General features: G+C 62.3%; 16 protein-coding genes. 6 read left to right on the top strand and 10 right to left on the bottom strand.

All coding sequences use genetic code 11. The features are described 5' to 3' along the window. Nucleotides 1-74 precede the first annotated feature (74 nt). The 6 genes from K9U41_RS09200 (at nucleotide 75) to K9U41_RS09175 (ending at nucleotide 8884) form a co-directional block, all read left to right on the top strand. On the top strand, nucleotides 75-1190 hold the full coding sequence (locus tag K9U41_RS09200) for a Fic family protein (RefSeq protein ID WP_282640543.1): 1116 nt from the start codon (nucleotides 75-77) through the stop codon (nucleotides 1188-1190). Between the two features lie 321 nt (nucleotides 1191-1511). Next, the gene (locus K9U41_RS09195) at nucleotides 1512-1730 is read left to right on the top strand and encodes a type II toxin-antitoxin system Phd/YefM family antitoxin (protein WP_282640542.1); all 219 of its coding nucleotides are present in this window, start codon (nucleotides 1512-1514) and stop codon (nucleotides 1728-1730) included. Between the two features lie 9 nt (nucleotides 1731-1739). After that, nucleotides 1740-4769: a type I restriction endonuclease subunit R gene (locus K9U41_RS09190; RefSeq protein ID WP_282640541.1), complete on the top strand. Its 3030-nt coding sequence runs from the start codon at nucleotides 1740-1742 to the stop codon at nucleotides 4767-4769. A 1-nt stretch (nucleotide 4770) separates the two neighbouring features. Next, on the top strand, nucleotides 4771-6048 hold the full coding sequence (locus K9U41_RS09185; RefSeq protein ID WP_282640540.1) for a restriction endonuclease subunit S: 1278 nt from the start codon (nucleotides 4771-4773) through the stop codon (nucleotides 6046-6048). Beyond that, nucleotides 6045-7265, top strand: coding sequence for an AAA family ATPase (locus K9U41_RS09180; RefSeq protein WP_282640539.1), 1221 nt, complete (start codon nucleotides 6045-6047; stop codon nucleotides 7263-7265). Before K9U41_RS09185 ends, K9U41_RS09180 begins: the two co-directional genes overlap by 4 nt. Further along, on the top strand, nucleotides 7262-8884 hold the full coding sequence (locus K9U41_RS09175) for a type I restriction-modification system subunit M (RefSeq protein WP_282640538.1): 1623 nt from the start codon (nucleotides 7262-7264) through the stop codon (nucleotides 8882-8884). The genes K9U41_RS09180 and K9U41_RS09175 overlap by 4 nt, the downstream gene beginning before the upstream one ends. A 173-nt stretch (nucleotides 8885-9057) precedes the next feature. Here K9U41_RS09175 and K9U41_RS09170 read toward each other — a convergent pair whose 3' ends face one another. The 10 genes from K9U41_RS09170 to K9U41_RS09125 form a co-directional block, all read right to left on the bottom strand. After that, on the bottom strand, nucleotides 9058-9504 hold the full coding sequence (locus tag K9U41_RS09170; RefSeq protein ID WP_282640537.1) for a CopG family transcriptional regulator: 447 nt from the start codon (nucleotides 9502-9504) through the stop codon (nucleotides 9058-9060). 5 nt (nucleotides 9505-9509) lie between these two features. After that, on the bottom strand, nucleotides 9510-11501 hold the full coding sequence (locus K9U41_RS09165) for a conjugal transfer protein TraG (RefSeq protein WP_282640536.1): 1992 nt from the start codon (nucleotides 11499-11501) through the stop codon (nucleotides 9510-9512). Between the two features lie 18 nt (nucleotides 11502-11519). Continuing rightward, nucleotides 11520-13259: a relaxase/mobilization nuclease domain-containing protein gene (locus K9U41_RS09160; RefSeq protein WP_282640561.1), complete on the bottom strand. Its 1740-nt coding sequence runs from the start codon at nucleotides 13257-13259 to the stop codon at nucleotides 11520-11522. 244 nt (nucleotides 13260-13503) lie between these two features. Continuing rightward, the gene (locus K9U41_RS09155; RefSeq protein WP_349237841.1) at nucleotides 13504-14214 is read right to left on the bottom strand and encodes a lytic transglycosylase domain-containing protein; all 711 of its coding nucleotides are present in this window, start codon (nucleotides 14212-14214) and stop codon (nucleotides 13504-13506) included. Then, the gene (locus K9U41_RS09150) at nucleotides 14168-14713 is read right to left on the bottom strand and encodes a S26 family signal peptidase (protein WP_282640535.1); all 546 of its coding nucleotides are present in this window, start codon (nucleotides 14711-14713) and stop codon (nucleotides 14168-14170) included. Before K9U41_RS09150 ends, K9U41_RS09155 begins: the two co-directional genes overlap by 47 nt. Next, the gene (locus K9U41_RS09145) at nucleotides 14710-15231 is read right to left on the bottom strand and encodes a DUF2840 domain-containing protein (RefSeq protein ID WP_282640534.1); all 522 of its coding nucleotides are present in this window, start codon (nucleotides 15229-15231) and stop codon (nucleotides 14710-14712) included. Before K9U41_RS09145 ends, K9U41_RS09150 begins: the two co-directional genes overlap by 4 nt. Before the next feature lie 2 nt (nucleotides 15232-15233). Next, nucleotides 15234-15479 carry a ribbon-helix-helix protein gene (locus K9U41_RS09140; RefSeq protein ID WP_282640533.1) on the bottom strand — a complete coding sequence of 82 codons (246 nt, stop codon included), beginning with the start codon at nucleotides 15477-15479 and terminating at the stop codon, nucleotides 15234-15236. Further along, the gene (parA, locus tag K9U41_RS09135; RefSeq protein ID WP_282640532.1) at nucleotides 15476-16129 is read right to left on the bottom strand and encodes a ParA family partition ATPase; all 654 of its coding nucleotides are present in this window, start codon (nucleotides 16127-16129) and stop codon (nucleotides 15476-15478) included. The genes K9U41_RS09140 and parA overlap by 4 nt, the downstream gene beginning before the upstream one ends. Beyond that, a complete protein-coding gene (locus tag K9U41_RS09130; protein ID WP_282640531.1) occupies nucleotides 16126-17235 on the bottom strand; it encodes a replication initiator protein A in 1110 nt (369 codons plus the stop codon). The genes parA and K9U41_RS09130 overlap by 4 nt, the downstream gene beginning before the upstream one ends. A gap of 11 nt (nucleotides 17236-17246) precedes the next feature. Next, nucleotides 17247-17528, bottom strand: a complete 282-nt coding sequence (locus K9U41_RS09125; protein ID WP_132036201.1) for a helix-turn-helix transcriptional regulator — start codon at nucleotides 17526-17528, stop codon at nucleotides 17247-17249. Nucleotides 17529-17608: the final 80 nt, after the last annotated feature.

Below are 17608 nucleotides of genomic sequence, written 5' to 3'. Positions count from 1 at the left end.
ATGAGCGATAGGATGGCTATCTATCAATCACGCATCCGCTATTATGTGAGCTATAGCGGGAGACTCTATCGCTCATGGCGTGGAACTGGACGCAGCACGGCTGGCCGCATTTTGCCTATGATCCGGTTGCCCTCGAACCGCTGGAGCGGAGGTTCCTGCTGCTCACCGGCGAGGTGATCGGTGCGGTCCGGCATGTGAGCGATGACGAGCGGGAGCTGCTGCGGATCGAACTCCTCAGTGACGAGGCCGTCAAGACCAGCGCGATCGAAGGGGAGACGCTGGATCGCCTCAGCGTGCAATCCTCCCTGCGCCGTCAGCTCGGCCTCGATACCGACAATCGCAACGTGAAGCCGAAAGAGCGCGGCATCGCGGAGATGATGGTGGATCTCTACCGGAGCTGGGCGGACCCTCTCGACGCCGACACGCTGTTCCGCTGGCACCGCATGCTGATGGCGGACAGCCGGCATCTGGAGATGATCGGCGGCTACCGTCGCCATGAAGAGGCAATGCAGATCGTGTCCGGCCGCCAGGATCGGCCGACCGTGCATTTCGAGGCGCCGCCATCCTCGCAGGTTCCGGACGAGATGGCCGCCTATCTCACCTGGTTCAATGGCTCGGCCACCGACGGTGAAACGCCCTTGCCCGCACTCACCCGGGCCGGGATCGGACATCTCTATTTCGAGAGCATCCATCCCTTCGAGGACGGCAACGGTCGCATTGGGCGAACGCTGGCGGAAAAATCCCTCGCCCAGAACATCGGGCAGCCGACGCTGATCGCGCTCGCCCATACCATCGAGCAGCATCGCAAGGCCTATTACGATCAGCTCGAGGTCCATCAGCGGACGCTCGATGTCACGGGCTGGCTGGTCTATTTCGCGGAAACGATCATCGCGGCCCAGCAGACGACACTTGGCCGCGTGGCTTTCCACATCGCCAAGGCGCATTTTTACGATCGCTTCCGCGACAAGCTGAACGAACGGCAGGAAAAGGTGATCGCCCGTCTCTTCCGTGAGGGCCCTGGCGGCTTCACGGGCGGCCTGAGCGCGGAGAACTACCTCGCGATCACCGGCACCTCCCGCCCCACCGCCACGCGCGACCTGCACGATCTGGTGGAAAAAGGCGCCCTGACGCGAACCGGGGAACGCCGGTATACGCGCTACCAGCTGAACCTGCAGGGTGCGCGCGGATAGTTGCGGGCGGCACGTGGCGTGCCCGTTTGGGGGCATTCGGTATCAAGGCGAGCAGCCGGGAACGGTGCCGAAGCGGGCGAGATGGCGCGCGGCCTTGACCCCGCTCACCCCCCGGACCCGTCGAGGCAATCCTTGATAGGCGGCTGCGGGTAGTGCCGCGGTTGGATAATCTCCTGGCGCCGATTCCGGTGGGGTGGGAGCGAGAGCGGCCAATTTTCACGCCCCCTACCCGCTTGGCATCGATTTTATCACAAAGCGGGCACCGTTGCGTTTTAGGCCAATTTGGCCAAAACTACCGAATGCATGTTTTGGAATCACGCCATGAAAACTCTGAGCGCGAAAGACGCGAAGTATGGCTTCGGCCGACTGATCGACATGGCTCGCGCTGAACCGGTGTTGGTCGCTAAGCATGGTCGACCAGTCGTGGTGGTGATGGCAGTTGAGGAATACGAGAGATTGAAGGTCGGCGACGTGGGTGGCGAGGACAGGAATTTGACCAAGAGCAAGGCAACCCATCCAACCGGCACTGAAGAGAACTGAGTTGCATTTATGGCAATGGTCACACCCGAGCGCGATCTAGAAGCGACCTTGGTCAACAAGCTCCGCGATCTCAAATATGAGTATCGTCCGGACATTCGCGACCGCGCCTCTCTGGAGCAGAATTTCCGTACGAAATTCGAGGCGCTTAATCGCGTCAGCCTCACTGACTCCGAATTCGCGCGCCTGATAGACGAGATCGTCACGCCGGATGTCTTCACTGCTGCCCGCACCCTTCGCGAGCGCAACAGCTTTACCCGTGATGACGGCACGCCGCTCAACTACACCCTCGTCAACATCAAGGACTGGTGCAAAAATTATTTTGAGGTGGTCAATCAGCTCCGCATCAACACGGACAATAGCCATCATCGGTACGATGTAATTTTGCTGATCAACGGTGTGCCGGTTGTTCAGATTGAACTGAAGACCCTCGGCATTAGCCCTCGTCGGGCGATGGAGCAGATTGTCGAATACAAGAACGACCCTGGAAACGGCTATACCAAAACGATATTGTGTTTTCTACAGCTCTTCATTGTCAGCAATCGAGATCGAACGTTCTATTTCGCGAACAACAATTCTCGTCACTTCGCCTTCAATGCGGAGGAGCGTTTTCTGCCGGCATATGAATTCGCGGATGTAGACAATAAGAAGATTGTCCATCTCGACAGCTTTGCCGAAGGCTTTCTCGCGAAGTGCACGCTCGGCCAGACAATCAGCCGCTACATGGTTCTGGTCGCAAGTGAGCAAAAGCTCCTGATGATGCGTCCCTATCAGATCTACGCGGTGAAGGCGATTGTCGACTCCATCGCGCAAGACTGCGGCAATGGCTACATCTGGCACACCACAGGCAGCGGCAAGACGCTGACTTCCTTCAAGGCATCAACGCTTTTGAAGGACAATCCGGACATTGAGAAGTGCCTCTTCGTCGTGGACCGAAAGGATCTCGATCGGCAGACGCGGGAGGAGTTCAACAAATTCCAGGAGGGCTGCGTTGAGGAAAACACCAACACTGCATCCCTTGTCCGCCGCCTGCTCTCAGACGACTACGCCGACAAGGTCATCGTCTGCACGATCCAGAAACTCGGCCTTGCGCTCGACGAAAACAGCAAGCGTAACAAGCAGCAGAAAAGGGATGGCAAAAAAAGCTTCAAGGAGCAGCTTGAGCCCCTTCGCGACAAGCGCATCGCCTTTATCTTCGACGAGTGCCATCGGTCGCAGTTCGGCGAGAACCACAAGGCCATCAAGGATTTCTTTCCTCGTGCGCAGCTCTTTGGCTTCACCGGAACACCGATCTTCGATCAGAACGCGGCTCACCAGAAGATCGAAGACACGCAGGCCAGCATGAAGACGACGGAAGACCTCTTCCAGCAGCGTCTTCACACCTACACGATCACGCATGCCATCGAAGACGGAAACGTGCTTCGCTTCCATGTCGACTACTTCAAGCCGCAGGGCAAATCCCTGCCGAAGCCGGGTGAACCGCTAGCCAAGCGGGCGATCATCGAGGCGATCCTGACTAGGCACGACGCGGCCACGGGTCAGCGGCGGTTCAACGCCTTGCTTGCCACGTCGTCGATCAATGACGCCATCGAGTATCACTCCTTGTTCGAGGCCATGCAGGCCGAGAAGCACGCCGCCGATCCGAGCTTCCGGCCTCTGAACATCGCGTGCGTCTTCTCCCCGCCCGCCGAGGGCGATCCTGACGTGAAGCAGATTCAGGAGGATCTGCCACAGGAAAAGGAAGACAACGCCGTTGAACCTGAAAAGAAGAAGGAGGCCCTGAAGGCCATCCTCGCGGACTACAACGCCAACTACGGTACAAACCACAAGATCGGCGAATTCGACCTCTATTATCAAGACGTGCAGAAGCGCATCAAAGATCAGCAGTGGCCTGATGCCGATCTGAAGAAGGCTTATCCCAACCAGTCGCACCACAAGATCGATATCACGATCGTGGTGGACATGTTGCTGACGGGCTTCGACTCCAAGTTCCTGAACACCCTCTACGTCGACAAAAATCTGAAGCATCACGGCCTGATCCAGGCCTTCTCGCGCACCAACCGAGTGCTGAACGCCACCAAGCCCTATGGGAATATCCTCGACTTCCGCCAACAGCAGGCGGCCGTCGATACCGCCATCGCCCTTTTCTCGGGCGAGGCGGCTGCCGAAAAGGCCCGCGAAATCTGGCTGGTCGACAAGGCCCCGGTGGTTATCCAGAAACTTGAAAGCGCGGTGCAGAAGCTCGACGCCTTCATGAAATCGCAGGGCCTCGACTGCGCCCCCGACGCTGTGCCCAACCTCAAGGGCGACGCGGCGCGCGCGGCCTTCATCGAGCATTTCAAGGAGGTCCAGCGGCTCAAGACCCAGCTTGACCAGTATACCGACTTGACTCCGGAAAACGCCGCCACGATCGAACAGGTCCTGCCGCGCGAGAGCCTTCTGGGTTTCCGCGGTGCCTATCTGGAAACAGCCCAGCGCCTTCGGGCTCAGCAGGGTAAGGGTGCGGACAAGCCGACCCCGGAGGCCGACCAGATCGATTTCGAGTTCGTGCTCTTTGCCTCTGCCGTCATCGACTACGACTATATCATGGGCCTGATCGCCCGCTATTCCGAGGCGACCCCCGGCAAGCAGAAGATGAGCCGCGAGGAGCTGATCGGCCTGATCCAGTCCGACGCCAAGTTCATGGACGAGCGCGAGGACATCGCCGCCTATATCGCCACGCTGAAGGCGGGTGAGGGTCTGAGTGAGAAGGCCATCCGCGAGGGCTATAGCCGATTCAAGGCAGAGAAGAACGCGGCGGAGCTGGCGGGCATCGCGGGCAAGCACGACCTTGCCTCCGAGGCGCTTCATGGCTTCGTCGATGGCATCCTGCAACGGATGATCTTTGATGGCGAGGCGCTGACCGACCTGATGGAACCCCTCGGCCTGAACTGGAAAGCCCGTCGGGTAAAGGAACTGGACTTGATGACCGACCTTATGCCGCTGCTCCTCAAGCGCGCCGGCGGCCGTGAAATCTCGGGGCTCAGCGCTTATGAGCAGTAAAATGAAATCGTCTGCCGCGACGAGCGGTGGGTCTGCCTTGGTACCGAAGCGGCGCTTCCCCGAGTTTCAGGATGCTCCAGCATGGAATTCGGTGAGCCTACGAAGGGCATCTGTTCCGGTTGATGAACGTGTTGGCGAAAAAAAGCTCACCCCGGTAAGCATTTCGGCTGGCATTGGTTTCGTCCCACAGGCCGAGAAATTTGGGCGCGATATCTCTGGCAATCAGTATCAGCTTTATACTCTGGTTCGAGACGGTGATTTTGTCTTCAACAAAGGCAATTCGCTAAAATTTCCCCAAGGGTGCATTTACCTCTTGCAAGGCTGGGGTCAGGTGGCTGCGCCTAACGTGTTCATCGCCTTCCGCCTCAAAGCCGGCTACTCGAACGGTTTCTTTCAGTACTGCTTTGAGCAGAATCAGCACGGAAACCAGCTCAAGAAGCACATCACGAGCGGCGCGCGAAGCAACGGCTTGCTAAACATCAGCAAAAACACATTCTTTGGAATAGAGATCGCAACGCCGACCCTCCTCGAGCAACAAAAGATCGCCGACTGTTTGGCTTCTGCAGACGCGCTGATCGCGGCGCAGGGGCGGAAGGTGGACGCGCTGAAGGCCCACAAGAAGGGCCTGATGCAGCAGCTTTTCCCCCAGGAAGGCGAAACCCAACCGCGCCTCCGCTTCCCCGAGTTTCGCGAGGCGGGGGAGTGGGAAGTTCGGACAATTGAAGAGATGTTTAGCCTCATTAACGGATGCGCCTTCAAGCCCGAGGATTGGCAAACGAGCGGGACTCCAATCATCCGCATCCAGAATCTGAACGACCCGTCCGCTGAGTTCAATTACTCCCAAGAGCCAGTGCCAGAACGAAACCGCGTCGAACCAGGAGATTTACTATTTGCTTGGTCTGGAACGCTGGGTTCGTCTTTCGGTGCTCGTATTTGGAATGGCCCGTCTGGCGTCTTGAATCAGCATATTTTCAAGGTGCTGATGGATGATCAGCAGGTCACATTACAGTTCGCGTTACTGGTTCTTGCGAAGGTTGAAGAAGAAATTGCAAGAAGGACGCATGGGTTCAAAGCTTCGTTCGTCCACGTAAAGAAGTCGGACCTTGTTAAAGTTGAGATGCTACTGCCATCGCCCCGCGAACAACAGCGCATCGCAGACTGCCTCACCTCCCTCGACGACCTCATCGCCGCCGAGAGCCGAAGGCTCGACACCCTCAAGACCCACAAGAAGGGGCTGATGCAGCTGCTCTTCCCATCCATTGGGGAGGCCGAAGTATGAGTAAATACAATAACTTGAGGTCGCTGGTGGCCCGGCTTCGTGACGATCTCAACAACCCCACGAAGCCGGTCTCGCTGCTATTGATTTTTGCCTATAACCGCACCGGCAAGACGCGCCTGTCGATGGAGTTCAAGGACGCAGGCAAGCGCAAGCATAAGACGAAGAACCCCACCGGCACCCCCGACACGCTCTATTTCAACGCCTTCACCGAGGATCTGTTCGTCTGGGAAAACGACCTCGAAGGCGACAGCGTGCGCCGCCTGCAACTGAACGACAAGTCGTCCTTCTTCAACGCGATGACCGAACTCGCGCTGGACGAAACAATTGCCCAGTACCTCTTTCGCTATGCCGACTTTGAATTTGACTTCACCTACAAGGAGCTTCCCGCAGAAAACGGGACTGTCTCCAAGCCGGACTACGTGAGTTTCCGAAAGGGCGACGAGACCAACATCAAGGTGTCGCGCGGCGAGCAGAACATCTTCATCTGGTGCGTTTTCATGGCGATCTGTGAGCGCATGCTCGACGGTCATGAATCCTATCAGGGAAAGAAGTACCTCTATATCGACGATCCGATCTCATCGCTCGATGACAACAACGCGATCTCCGTCGCCTGCGATCTGGCGAAACTCCTTCGTCGGGCGACGACGCGGAAAGATGGTGCGGGTGTGCCTGCGCCGATCAAAGTGATCTTTTCTTCGCATCACTCCTTGTTTTTCAACGTGATGTGCAACGAGTTCGGCAGGCGAATCGACGGCGAGCCAAGGATCACCCACAAGCGCTATTTCCTGCACCGCCCGGACGGAGACGGTGCCTACACGCTTCAGGCCACCGACGACACCCCCTTCTTCCACCACGTCGCCACTTTGGCGGAATTGCAGCATGCCGCCGATCCCGCCAAGGGAAAGCTCTACACCTTCCATTTCAACGCCCTGCGCAGTGTCATGGAGAAAACGGCGTCCTTCTTCGGGCATCGGAGCATTGCTTTTTGCCTTAAGAAGCTCAGTGAGGATGACTTGGCGCTGTTCAACCGTGCCCTGAACCTGCTCAGCCACGGCGCGTATGCCATCCACGAACCCACGGAAATGGGCGAGGACAACAAGGAGCTTTTCCGTCGCATTCTGCGCGAATTCATCACGCGGTTTGAGTTCGCCCTACCGGGAATTCTTCCCGCAACACCAGCGCCTGCGCCCGCCCCCGAGGAAGCACCTGCACAATGAACGACCAAATCCAAAAGCAGCTGGGCAAAACGCTCTGGAACATTGCTGACCAGCTGCGCGGCGCAATGAACGCGGACGATTTCCGCGACTACATGCTGTCTTTCCTCTTCCTGCGCTACCTCTCCGACAATTACGAGGTGGCCGCGAAGAAGGAGCTGGGGCGCGACTACCCCGATCCCAACGCGATTGGCAATGGCGGGCGTTCGCCCCTATCGGTCTGGTATGCGCAGAACCCCGATGATGTTGCGGCTTTTGAGAAGCAGATGCGCCTCAAGGCGCACTACATCATCAAGCCGGAACACCTCTGGACCAGCATCGCCCATATGGCGCGTACCCGGAACGACGAACTCTTGAACACTCTGCAGGCGGGCTTCAAATACATCGAGAACGAGTCGTTTCAGAGCACGTTTGGTGGCCTTTTCTCGGAAATAAATCTCGGCTCTGACAAGCTCGGCCGGTCCTATGCAGATCGCAACGCCAAACTCTGTACCATCATCACCAAGATCGCTGAAGGGCTAGCCGACTTCTCATCCGATGTGGATGCGTTGGGCGACGCCTACGAGTATCTGATCGGCCAATTCGCCGCCGGCTCCGGCAAGAAGGCCGGCGAATTCTATACCCCGCAGCAGGTGTCAGACATCCTGTCAGCGATCGTGACGCTCGACAGCCAGGAGCCCGCAACCGGAAAGAGAGAACGGCTCGCCAGCGTGTTTGATTTCGCGTGCGGCTCTGGTTCGCTGCTGCTGAACGTGCGCAAGCGCATGGGACCGCACGGCATCGGCAGAATTTACGGGCAGGAAAAGAACATCACCACCTATAACCTCGCGCGCATGAACATGCTGCTGCACGGCGTCAAAGACACAGAATTCGAGATTTATCACGGTGACACGCTGACCAATGACTGGGACATCCTACGCGAGTTGAATCCCGCCAAGAAGCCCTCCTTCGAGGCCATCGTAGCCAACCCGCCCTTCAGCTTGCGCTGGGAACCGACGGAGGCGATGGGCGACGATGTGCGGTTCAAGAACTACGGGCTGGCGCCCAAGTCGGCCGCCGACTTCGCCTTCCTCCTACACGGACTTCACTATCTGAAGGATGACGGCGTGATGGCCATCATCCTGCCCCACGGCGCCCTGTTCCGGGGTGGTGCCGAAGAACGCATCCGCACCAAGCTGCTGAACGACGGTCATATCGACACGGTCATCGGCTTGCCCGCCAACTTGTTCTACTCGACCGGGATCCCAGTCTGCATCCTTGTGCTCAAGAAATGTAAGAAATCGGATGATGTGCTCTTTATAAACGCGGCAGAGCACTTTGCGAAAGGCAAGCGCCAGAACCAGCTCACGGACGAGCATATCGCCAAGATCCTCGAGGCCTACCAGTTCCGAAAGGAAGAGGACCGCTATTCCAAGCGCGTCAGCATGGAGAGAATTGCTGAGGAGGGCTATAATTTAAACATCTCTCGCTACATCAGCACCGCTGTCGGTGAGGAGGAGATCGATCTGGCAGCTACGCAAATCGAGTTGGTGGATATCGAGAACCAAATCCGGGCGTCGACGGCGAAGCACAACGCTTTTCTTAAGGAGTTGGGTCTGCCCCCCCTTCCAGGGGCAGAGTGAAGAGCAAATGATCGCTCTCGGTCGAGGAATGGCGGAACATTGGGCGAGCGCCGAGGACATTCAGGCTGCGTCATTTTAGAACGACCGCATGAACATCCCCGATCAGGCTTCAAGAGCGCGGGCTGATTCCGCATGACTGCCTCAAAGTGGACGTCGCCAGTGCCGGCCAAACTTCAACTCCGGCCGCCCCCGTCTTTCTCCGATCCACCAACATCCTCCCCGATCTCCTGCCGCAGCTGCGGCCCCTTGGCGAGGCGCCGGCCAAGCGCGCGGGTGTAGGCTGCATAGCGCTCGGAGAGCTTGGCCCGCGTGGCCTGGGCGGCGGGTTCGGGCAGCGCGGGGGTGGTGGCGAGCCAGAAGCGGATGAAGGTGGCGAAGGCCTCGGTCGAGATGCCGAGATCCCGCTCCAGCCGCGCGAGGCGGCGATCGATCTGGCCGAGGCGCCGGGCAAGAGCGGCCTCCTGGCGCTCGGAGCTGTCGGGCGACAGGAAGGAGGCGATCGCGGCCTGGGCGATCAGGGACATGGACTGGTCGCGCTGGGCGGCGTAGTGCGCGAGTAGCTCCATGATGTCGGGCTCGAGATAGACGGAAATTTGCGCCTTCTTCGTGCGACCTGCCATGGCGATCAGAGCTCCATGCCGTCATTGGGATCGAGGCTGACCTGTCGAGCCACGCCTTGCATCAGGCCAGTCATGCGCCGGTTCCGGGTGGCGACGTCCTCCATCTCGTCGTCGCGATCCGTGTCGAACTCGAACTCATTCTCGATGGGTTGGCTTTTCTCGAGCGGTTTCACGCGGCTGAGCTCGGGCTGATGCCGGTGCTCGGAGCCGGTCGGGTCATCGTCGCGACCGTCGACGGCGAGGCTCCCGCCCGTTGCCTCCTGTGGCCTTGGCAACGGCAGCGTGGTCCAATCATCGTGCCGGACGGTCGAACCACGAGAGGGCGTTGGCGGCGGCAGGACCCGGTCCCGGAAGCGTGTATCCTCATAGTAGCGGGCCTTCTTCGCCCGGATCGGCGGGGTGCCGGCGACCATGACGATCTCGTCCGTGGGCAGCAGTTGCATGACCTCGCCAGGGGTGAGCAGCGGACGGGCAGTTTCCGATCGCGACACCATGAGATGACCGAGCCAAGGCGAGAGACGGTGGCCGGCATAGTTCTTCATCGCCTTCATCTCGGTGGCGGTGCCGAGCGCATCGGAGACGCGCTTGGCGGTGCGCTCGTCGTTCGTGGCGAAGCTCACGCGGACATGGCAATTGTCGAGGATCGAGTTGTTCGGCCCATAGGCCTTCTCGATCTGGTTCAGAGACTGGGCGATGAGGAAGGCTTTCAGGCCATAGCCGGCCATGAAGGCGAGCGCCGATTCAAAGAAGTCGAGCCGGCCGAGCGCGGGGAACTCGTCGAGCATGAGCAGCAGACGATGGCGCCCACCCTTCGCCTGCAGGTCTTCCGTGAGGCGCCGACCGATCTGGTTGAGGAGCAGGCGGATCAGCGGCTTGGTGCGGTTGATGTCGGAGGGCGGCACCACGAGGTAGAGCGTCGACGGTTGCTTGCCGCCGACGATATCGGCGATGCGCCAGTCGCAGCGCCGCGTCACCTCGGCGATCACCGGATCGCGGTACAGGCCGAGGAAGGACATGGCGGTGGAGAGCACGCCCGAGCGCTCATTGTCGGATTTGTTCAGCAACTCACGGGCGGCGCTGGCGATGACGGGATGCGGGCCAGCCTCGCCGAGATGCCCGGTCTTCATCATGGCGTCGAGCGTCGTCTCGATCGGCCGCTTCGGATCGGAGAGGAAGGCCGCGACGCCGGCGAGCGTCTTGTCCGTCTCGGCATAGAGCACGTGGAGGATGGCGCCGACCAGCAGCGCGTGGCTGGTCTTCTCCCAGTGGTTTCGCTTTTCCAGGGAGCCTTCGGGATCTACCAGGATGTCGGCGATATTCTGGACGTCACGCACTTCCCATTCGCCGTGGCGCACCTCAAGCAGAGGGTTGTAGGCGGCGGACTTGGCGTTGGTCGGGTCGAACAGCAGCACGCGGCCATGTCGGGCCCGGAAGCCGGCGGTGAGTTGCCAGTTCTCGCCCTTGATATCGTGGACGATGGCCGATCCCGGCCAGGTCAGCAGCGAGGGCACGACCAAGCCGACGCCCTTGCCGGACCTGGTTGGCGCGAAGCACAGCACATGCTCGGGCCCATCATGACGCAGATAGTCCCGTTCATACCGGCCGAGCACGACGCCATCCGTGCCGAGGAGCCCGGCAGACCGGACTTCCTCCCTTTCGGCCCAGCGCGCTGAACCATAGGTCTCGACTCTGGAGGCCTCCCGCGCCCGCGAGACCGACAGGGCTATGGCGACCGCGATGGAGAGGAAGCCGCCGGAGGCGGCGATCAGCGCCCCCCGGAAAAACACCTCCGGCGCATAGGCATCGAAAAAATACCACCACCAGAAGAAGGCCGGCGGGTAGTAGATCGGCAGCCCGAGAAGCGCGAACCACGGCGCGCCGAGCTGCGCCTGATAGCCGAGGCTCCAGGCCACATATTGTGTGGCGCCCGAGATAGCCGCCAGCACGATGAGCAGGACGGTGAAGATCTGCCCCCAGAGGATTTTCGTCGCCGACATGGTGGTCCTTTTCTCGGGTCAGAGGCCGAGGCCGCGCTTGCGACCGAAGCTCCAGTCGACGCCACCATCGTCACGGGCGACGCCGGAGACATGCTTGCCGAGCTCGCGCTCCAGAGAGGGCGACCAGGCCACGAGCTGGAAGCCGAGCCCGTCATCGACCATGGCGAAGCGACCGGACGCGAGCACCAAGCGCTGGCAATAGGTGCCGGCGACATACTCGCCGGTGCTGGCCTTGTTGAACGCCAAGCCGGTCTCGGCGGCGAGCTTTTCGCCTACGGCGTCCAGTTCCCGGCGGCGGAGCGTGTCGATGAGGTTGCGGGCGAAGACGACGCGCCGTCCCTGCCGCTCGGCGAGACCCTCGCGGACGAGATGCTCGGCGCGTCGGTCGAGTGCCTGGCTCACCTCCGCGCCGAAGCCGCCGTCCGAAAGAGCAACGGGGTCACGCGCAATGGCCTGCCGGTCGAGCCAGGTGGCGCCGGTAGCGGTCACCTGATGGGCGATATCCAGATCGGAGCGCACGGCGAGCGCGACACGCCGCTTGCCGTGGGCATCGTCGAACGTCCTAAGTTCGACGATGGAGCCGGCCGCGCCGTCACCGGCGGCATCGAGATCTGGCAGCCGGATGTGATGGGAGCGCCCGTCCACGCCATCGACGATGGCATAGGCAGAGCCGTGGAGCTCATCATCGAGGCCGCGCGCGACCAGCCGGCCGATCACCGGCACGTCGAGGCTCTCGGCGGCAAGGACGTAGCTGGCCGTGCCGCGCTCAATACCGCGTTCGGTCAGGGCGCGGTGCATGCGCTTGATAATGTCGCCGCGCTCCCCCAGCCCGCGCAGAGTGGCTTCCGCTTCCGGCTCAATCACCCACTGCGCGTTGCCGATCTCAGTGGCGAGGCCGAGCGCTTCGAGCCTTCTCAGACGCCCGATCTTCAACGCATGGTGGTAGTCCGGCTGCCGGCCGAGAACCGGCGCCATGTCGATGATGCCGCTCTCTCGGGTCTCGCGGACAAGCTGGCGGTCGAGGATGGTCCAGCGTTCAGCCTCGATCTGGCGTTCCAAACTCCGGCGGATATCGAGCTCGGTGCGCGGGCCGAGTTCCTGGGTGATCAGGTCGCGGGCGCGATCGCGCATGCCCTCGCTGATGTAGTCGCGGGAGATCACGAGGTCCTGGCCATCGTCGCGGCGACCCCGGACGATCAGATGCACATGGGGATGCTCGGTGTTCCAGTGATCGACGGCGACCCAGTCGAGCCCGGTGCCGTGGTCCTTCTCCATCTGCCGGGTGAGGTCACGGGTGAAGACCCGCAGGTCCTCCATCTCCAACGCGTCGTCAGGCGAGACGATGAAGCGGAAATGGTGACGGTCATCGCGGCAGCGCTCGGTGAAGGCGTCGACATCCACGCTGTCGCTCTCGGGACCGAACATCCGCGCCTTCTCCCCGTCGCGAGTGACGCCCTCGCGGCGAAGATAGGTGAGGTGCTGACTGAGGGAGCCCGCGCGGGCCGTGTGTCGGACGACGCGGGCCTTCACCACGGCGCCGCGCGAGAGCGGCGTGATCCGGCGGCTGGCCTGAAGGCTGGCGACCTGTCCGCTTCCGAAACGCGAGCGGTTGCCGGCGGCGATCTTGCCGGAGCGAGAGACCCCACCGCCGGCCTTCCGGGCCGCAGCGAGCGCCTGGGCGACGAAGGGGCGGGCCTGCTGGGCGCGGGTCGAGCGGATGCGGCCGGGACGGACGCGGAACTCGCGTTCATCGCTCATGGCGAAGCCTCGCAATGTGTAGAAATTTTTTGATTTTCAGCCATTTGCGTGGCGCGTGAAATGTGTGGCTTGGCTCCGCAAGGTGCCGAAGCCCCGGGCAAACGCAGGCAGAACCAACATCCCGACCGTCGCGCAATGTGCGCTCTTTTATCCTGCCCTCGTGCGGTCGTGGTTCCTGTCCTGCGCCGTCTTGCTCGCCACGGAACGCCAGAGCCCGACAGCATGCGAAAGCGGCCCCGCCTGCTCATGGCGCCCTCCGCGATGGCAAAGGTGCAACGAACAGCGCGTCCGATCGCGGCGCGAGGAACCCGGAATCGACTGGATTGCTGCGCGCGGGCGGCGTGGCGAACAGCGGCGCGTGGCGCCAGCTTTGCGCCATTGGCTGCACCGGTCCGGTGGCGCCGGCTGCAGACTCCTTGTCGATGATCGGCGCGAGAGCCGCGATGTAAGTGCGCGTCTCTGGCGGCAGCGGCTTGCCGGCAAGCGACGCCTCATAGCGCGCCGGCCCGGCATTGTAGGCCGCGAGCATGGCGCGGATGCTGCCATAGCGGTCATGGAGCTGGCGCAGATAAGCGGCGCCGGCGAGGATGTTGTCGCGCGGGTCGAGCGGATCGGCGCCGAGACCGTGATGGATGCGAAGCTCATCCCAGGTCACGGGCACGATCTGCATCAGCCCCATGGCACCGGCGGGAGAGACAGCGCGCGGATCGCCTCCGCTTTCGGCCCGCAGGACCGCACGGATCCAGCGGGCCGGAAGCTCGAAGCGCTGCGCAGCCTCGTCGATAAAGGCAGCGTAGGACGTTACCGAATACGCTGCAGTTGGTGCCATAGGTTGCGCGCTGGCAGAGCCAGGCGACGCACCGCCGATCAGCAGTCCGGATGCGAGGAAGAGCGCAGCGCGATGCATGTCAGCGTACAGCCGCGCGCCAGATGAAGTCGCCGTCGCCGGCTTCATCCGTGAACAGCGGCATTGCCCGCCCGATGACGGTGCCGCCGGAAATCGGTCCGAAATACCGTCCGTCGAGACTGTCGCCGACGTCCGGGTTCATCAGGAACAGATGACCGGCAGCGATACGCCGGCAGCCCTGCCAGACCGGCAGATCCCGGCCCAAGCGATCGCGCGGCAGCGCTTCGCCCAGCGGCACGCCATCGACCGTAATCGCCTCACCGAGACGGCAGACATCCTGCCCCGGGAGCCCCATCACACGCTTCAGCAGCGGTGTGCCTTCGCCGATATAGCCACGTGCGATGAGGAACGCGGCGAGCGGCGGCGGCGGCATCACCGCCACCAAATCGGTGATCTCGAGATGATCCGCTGGCTCGACCGAGTAGATCCCGACAGGAACGCTCGCCGAGACATTCCAGATCAGCTTGAGCGGCGTCGGCAGCGTGGCGGCGACGGCCACACCGACGCTGGCGACGGTCGTTATCAGCACATAGGCGGCGCGGCTCATTGTCCGCACTCCCGCCGCTTCAGCCACGCCTGATGGCGCTCAATCGTGTAGGCGCGCGGCTCGAAGCCGACGCTGGTGCGGTGCGCGACATGGCCCCAATGATCGGGGGCGACAGTGGCCGGATCGATGCCGATCGCCTCAATGGCGTCGATGTGCTGCAGGATTTTCTCGACCTTCGGCCAGCCATCCACCCGCAGCAGGATCTCGCCACCGGGCCGCACGAAGGGCAGCGTCTGGTAGCTCTCGCCTGGCGCCACGCAGCGCACGATGTCGAGGCGGGAGGCCACGGTGCCGAAGTCGTTCGACGCCCATCGGACAAACGCGAAGATGCAGCCGGGAGGGAAAGACAGGATGCGCCGGCGGCGATCCAATAGCTGCTCATGCGCGTGATGGCCGAAGCGGATCCAGTTCTCGATGCGCTTCTCGATATGGGTCAGCTCGACATGGGTCATGGCATCGGACGGGGGAACAGGTGCGAATGCCGTGCTTGCCGCACGGGGCGCAAACGCCGCGCTCATGGCTAGTCTCCAGATTGGGGAGGGAATTCGCGCGCGAGGAGGTCGCGCAGCATCTCGGCGACGGTGACGCCGCGCCGGAAGGCGGCGACCTTGATCCGCCCGCGCAGGTCGGGCGTCACATCGATGGTAAGCCGCGCGGTGAACGCGGCGCCGGGACGGCGTTCGGACGAGCCATCTGCCGCCTTGATCCAGTGCTCGGGATCGGCAGGTCGGGAGGCGAAGTCGCGGTGGATCGGGCGTTCGCTCATCCCGACGACCTCCCGAGGTCGAGACCATTGATCTCGGCGCTCAGCGCGGCGATCTCGCGCTTGGCCGGCCCGGCATCGTCTCGCTCGAAGACGAGACGTCCGGATTGCGCGGCCGCCGCAAAGGCGATGCGCTGACCGATGGTGCTGGCGAGCACTGGCGGATCGTGGTCGGCCAGCGTCTGCGCTGTCTCGCGCGCGAGAACGGTGCGGGCGCCGCAGCGGTTCAGGATGAACCGGACCAACATTTCCGGGCGGTAGAACCGCGCCTCGCGGATCAGCGCCAGCATCTCGGCCGAGGCCCATCCATCAAAGGGCGAGGGCTGAACCGGGATCAGCACCAGATCGGCAGCAAGCAAGGCCGAGCGCATCAGCCCGGCGACGCGGGGGGGTCCATCGATGACGATGTGATCCGCGTCACGCGCGAGCTCGGGGGCCTCCCGGTGCAGCGTATCGCGGGCGAGCCCGACGACACCGAACAGCCGTGGCAGGCCCTCGCGGCTGCGTTGCTGCGACCAGTCGAGGCTGGAGCCCTGAGGGTCGGCGTCGATCAGTGTGATCCGCTGTCCCTGCCGGGCCCATTGCCCGGCGAGATGCAGCGCTAGGGTGGTCTTGCCGACCCCGCCTTTCTGGTTGAGGAACGCGATGATCATCGATGCCCCCTCGATCGAGGGGGCGTCTGCGAGGGCCTGTCAGGCGCCGTTTTTCCAACCCACTTTGCACCCTGCCGGTGCTGATCCGCGGCGCTCGCAAAAGCGCTCGCGCGCCTCTGAAAGTTAGATTCTGGGTTAGACTCTAAGTTAAGGGAGCGATTTCCTGATGCAGAACAGGGAGTTAAGGCCTGTTTGGGTTCCTGATAGCACGAGGCACCGGTTCCCGATGGCACGATAGTCCGGGTTCCCGATAGCACGAGGCTATCCACAGGCTGTCCACAGGGCGCGGCTGGCTCGAAGGCCAGCAGCAGCCGGCCGCTGACCTCCACCTCAACGAACAGCATGTAGCCGGGAAGCGGCTGGCGCCGGATCAGATCCCTGAGCTCGAAGGCGAAGCGCTTGAACGGCGACAGACTGCCCGACTTCTGGTGCAGGTGCCGGAAATCAAACCGCCACCCGTCCTGTTGCCGCCCGCCATGCTTGCGCACCAGGCGGTATAGCCATCGCTCGAGCCCACCCGTCAGCCCGAAATAGGCCCGGTCGATGGTGAGCACGAGCGCGTCATCGAGCACGGCGCGGTAGAACCAGTCCGGCAGGATGAGGTCGACGCCGTCGGGCCGGCCGTTGCGGTCGGTGCGCTCCTGCCATTCATTGATCCAGGAGAAGCGTTGCCGGCGTCCCTCTGCCGGCTGGCGGATGGTGGTCGAGACCGTCGTGGATTGGAGACGGTCGAGCGCTGCCTTGAGGCGCTGATAGTCGCGCAAGGAAGTACCGCGCCCGACGAACGTGAGTATCTCATAGGGAGTCGCCGCCATCAGGCGCGAGGTGCGCAGCCCCGCGTCGCGAGCCTCGACGATCTGGCTGGCGGCCCAGATGAGAATATCGGCGTCCCAGATGGTCGCCATGCCGTGGTCGGGCACGGCCTCGACCCGGATGGCGATGCTGCCGGTCCGGAAATCGATCGGCGCGACGCGCGGCGTCTTGGAGAGGGAGAAGAAGGGATAGGCCATGAGATCCTGCGCATCGCGTAGTGCGAAGTCTCCCGGCAGGGCGCGGAACAGATCCAGCTGTCCGCGCTCCGAGAGGCTGTGATGCCGCGCCGCCATGGGTGGTGCGTTCAGCGCGCGGCGCGGCCGGCGAACGAACCGGCGGCAAGCGCGTGGCGCTTCGCCGGCAGCACGGTGCCACGCGGATCGGAGGTCGAGGTGACCGCGCCGCGTTCGGTCCATGCCTGCAGGTCGTCGATGGAATAGACGACGCGTCCGCCCAGCTTGCGATAGGCGGGGCCGGTGCCATAGGTGCGGTGCTTTTCCAGCGTGCGGGCCGACAGGCTGAGAAACTCGGCGGCTTCCTTGGTGCGCAGGTAGCGCGGCGGGAGGGTGGCGAGATCGGGTCGCATGGAGCGGGCCTCCGTGGGCGTGGCAGGAGCCGCCGGGGTGCGGCGGCGGACGGTGACCACGGTGGCGGAGGAGGAATGTC

Source organism: Xanthobacter autotrophicus, from assembly GCF_029991245.1.
In the GTDB taxonomy this organism is placed as follows: Bacteria; Pseudomonadota; Alphaproteobacteria; order Rhizobiales; family Xanthobacteraceae; genus Xanthobacter; species Xanthobacter autotrophicus_C.
The sequence above is the reverse complement of the archived record's forward strand: the minus strand, read 5'-3'. Positions and strand labels throughout refer to the sequence as shown.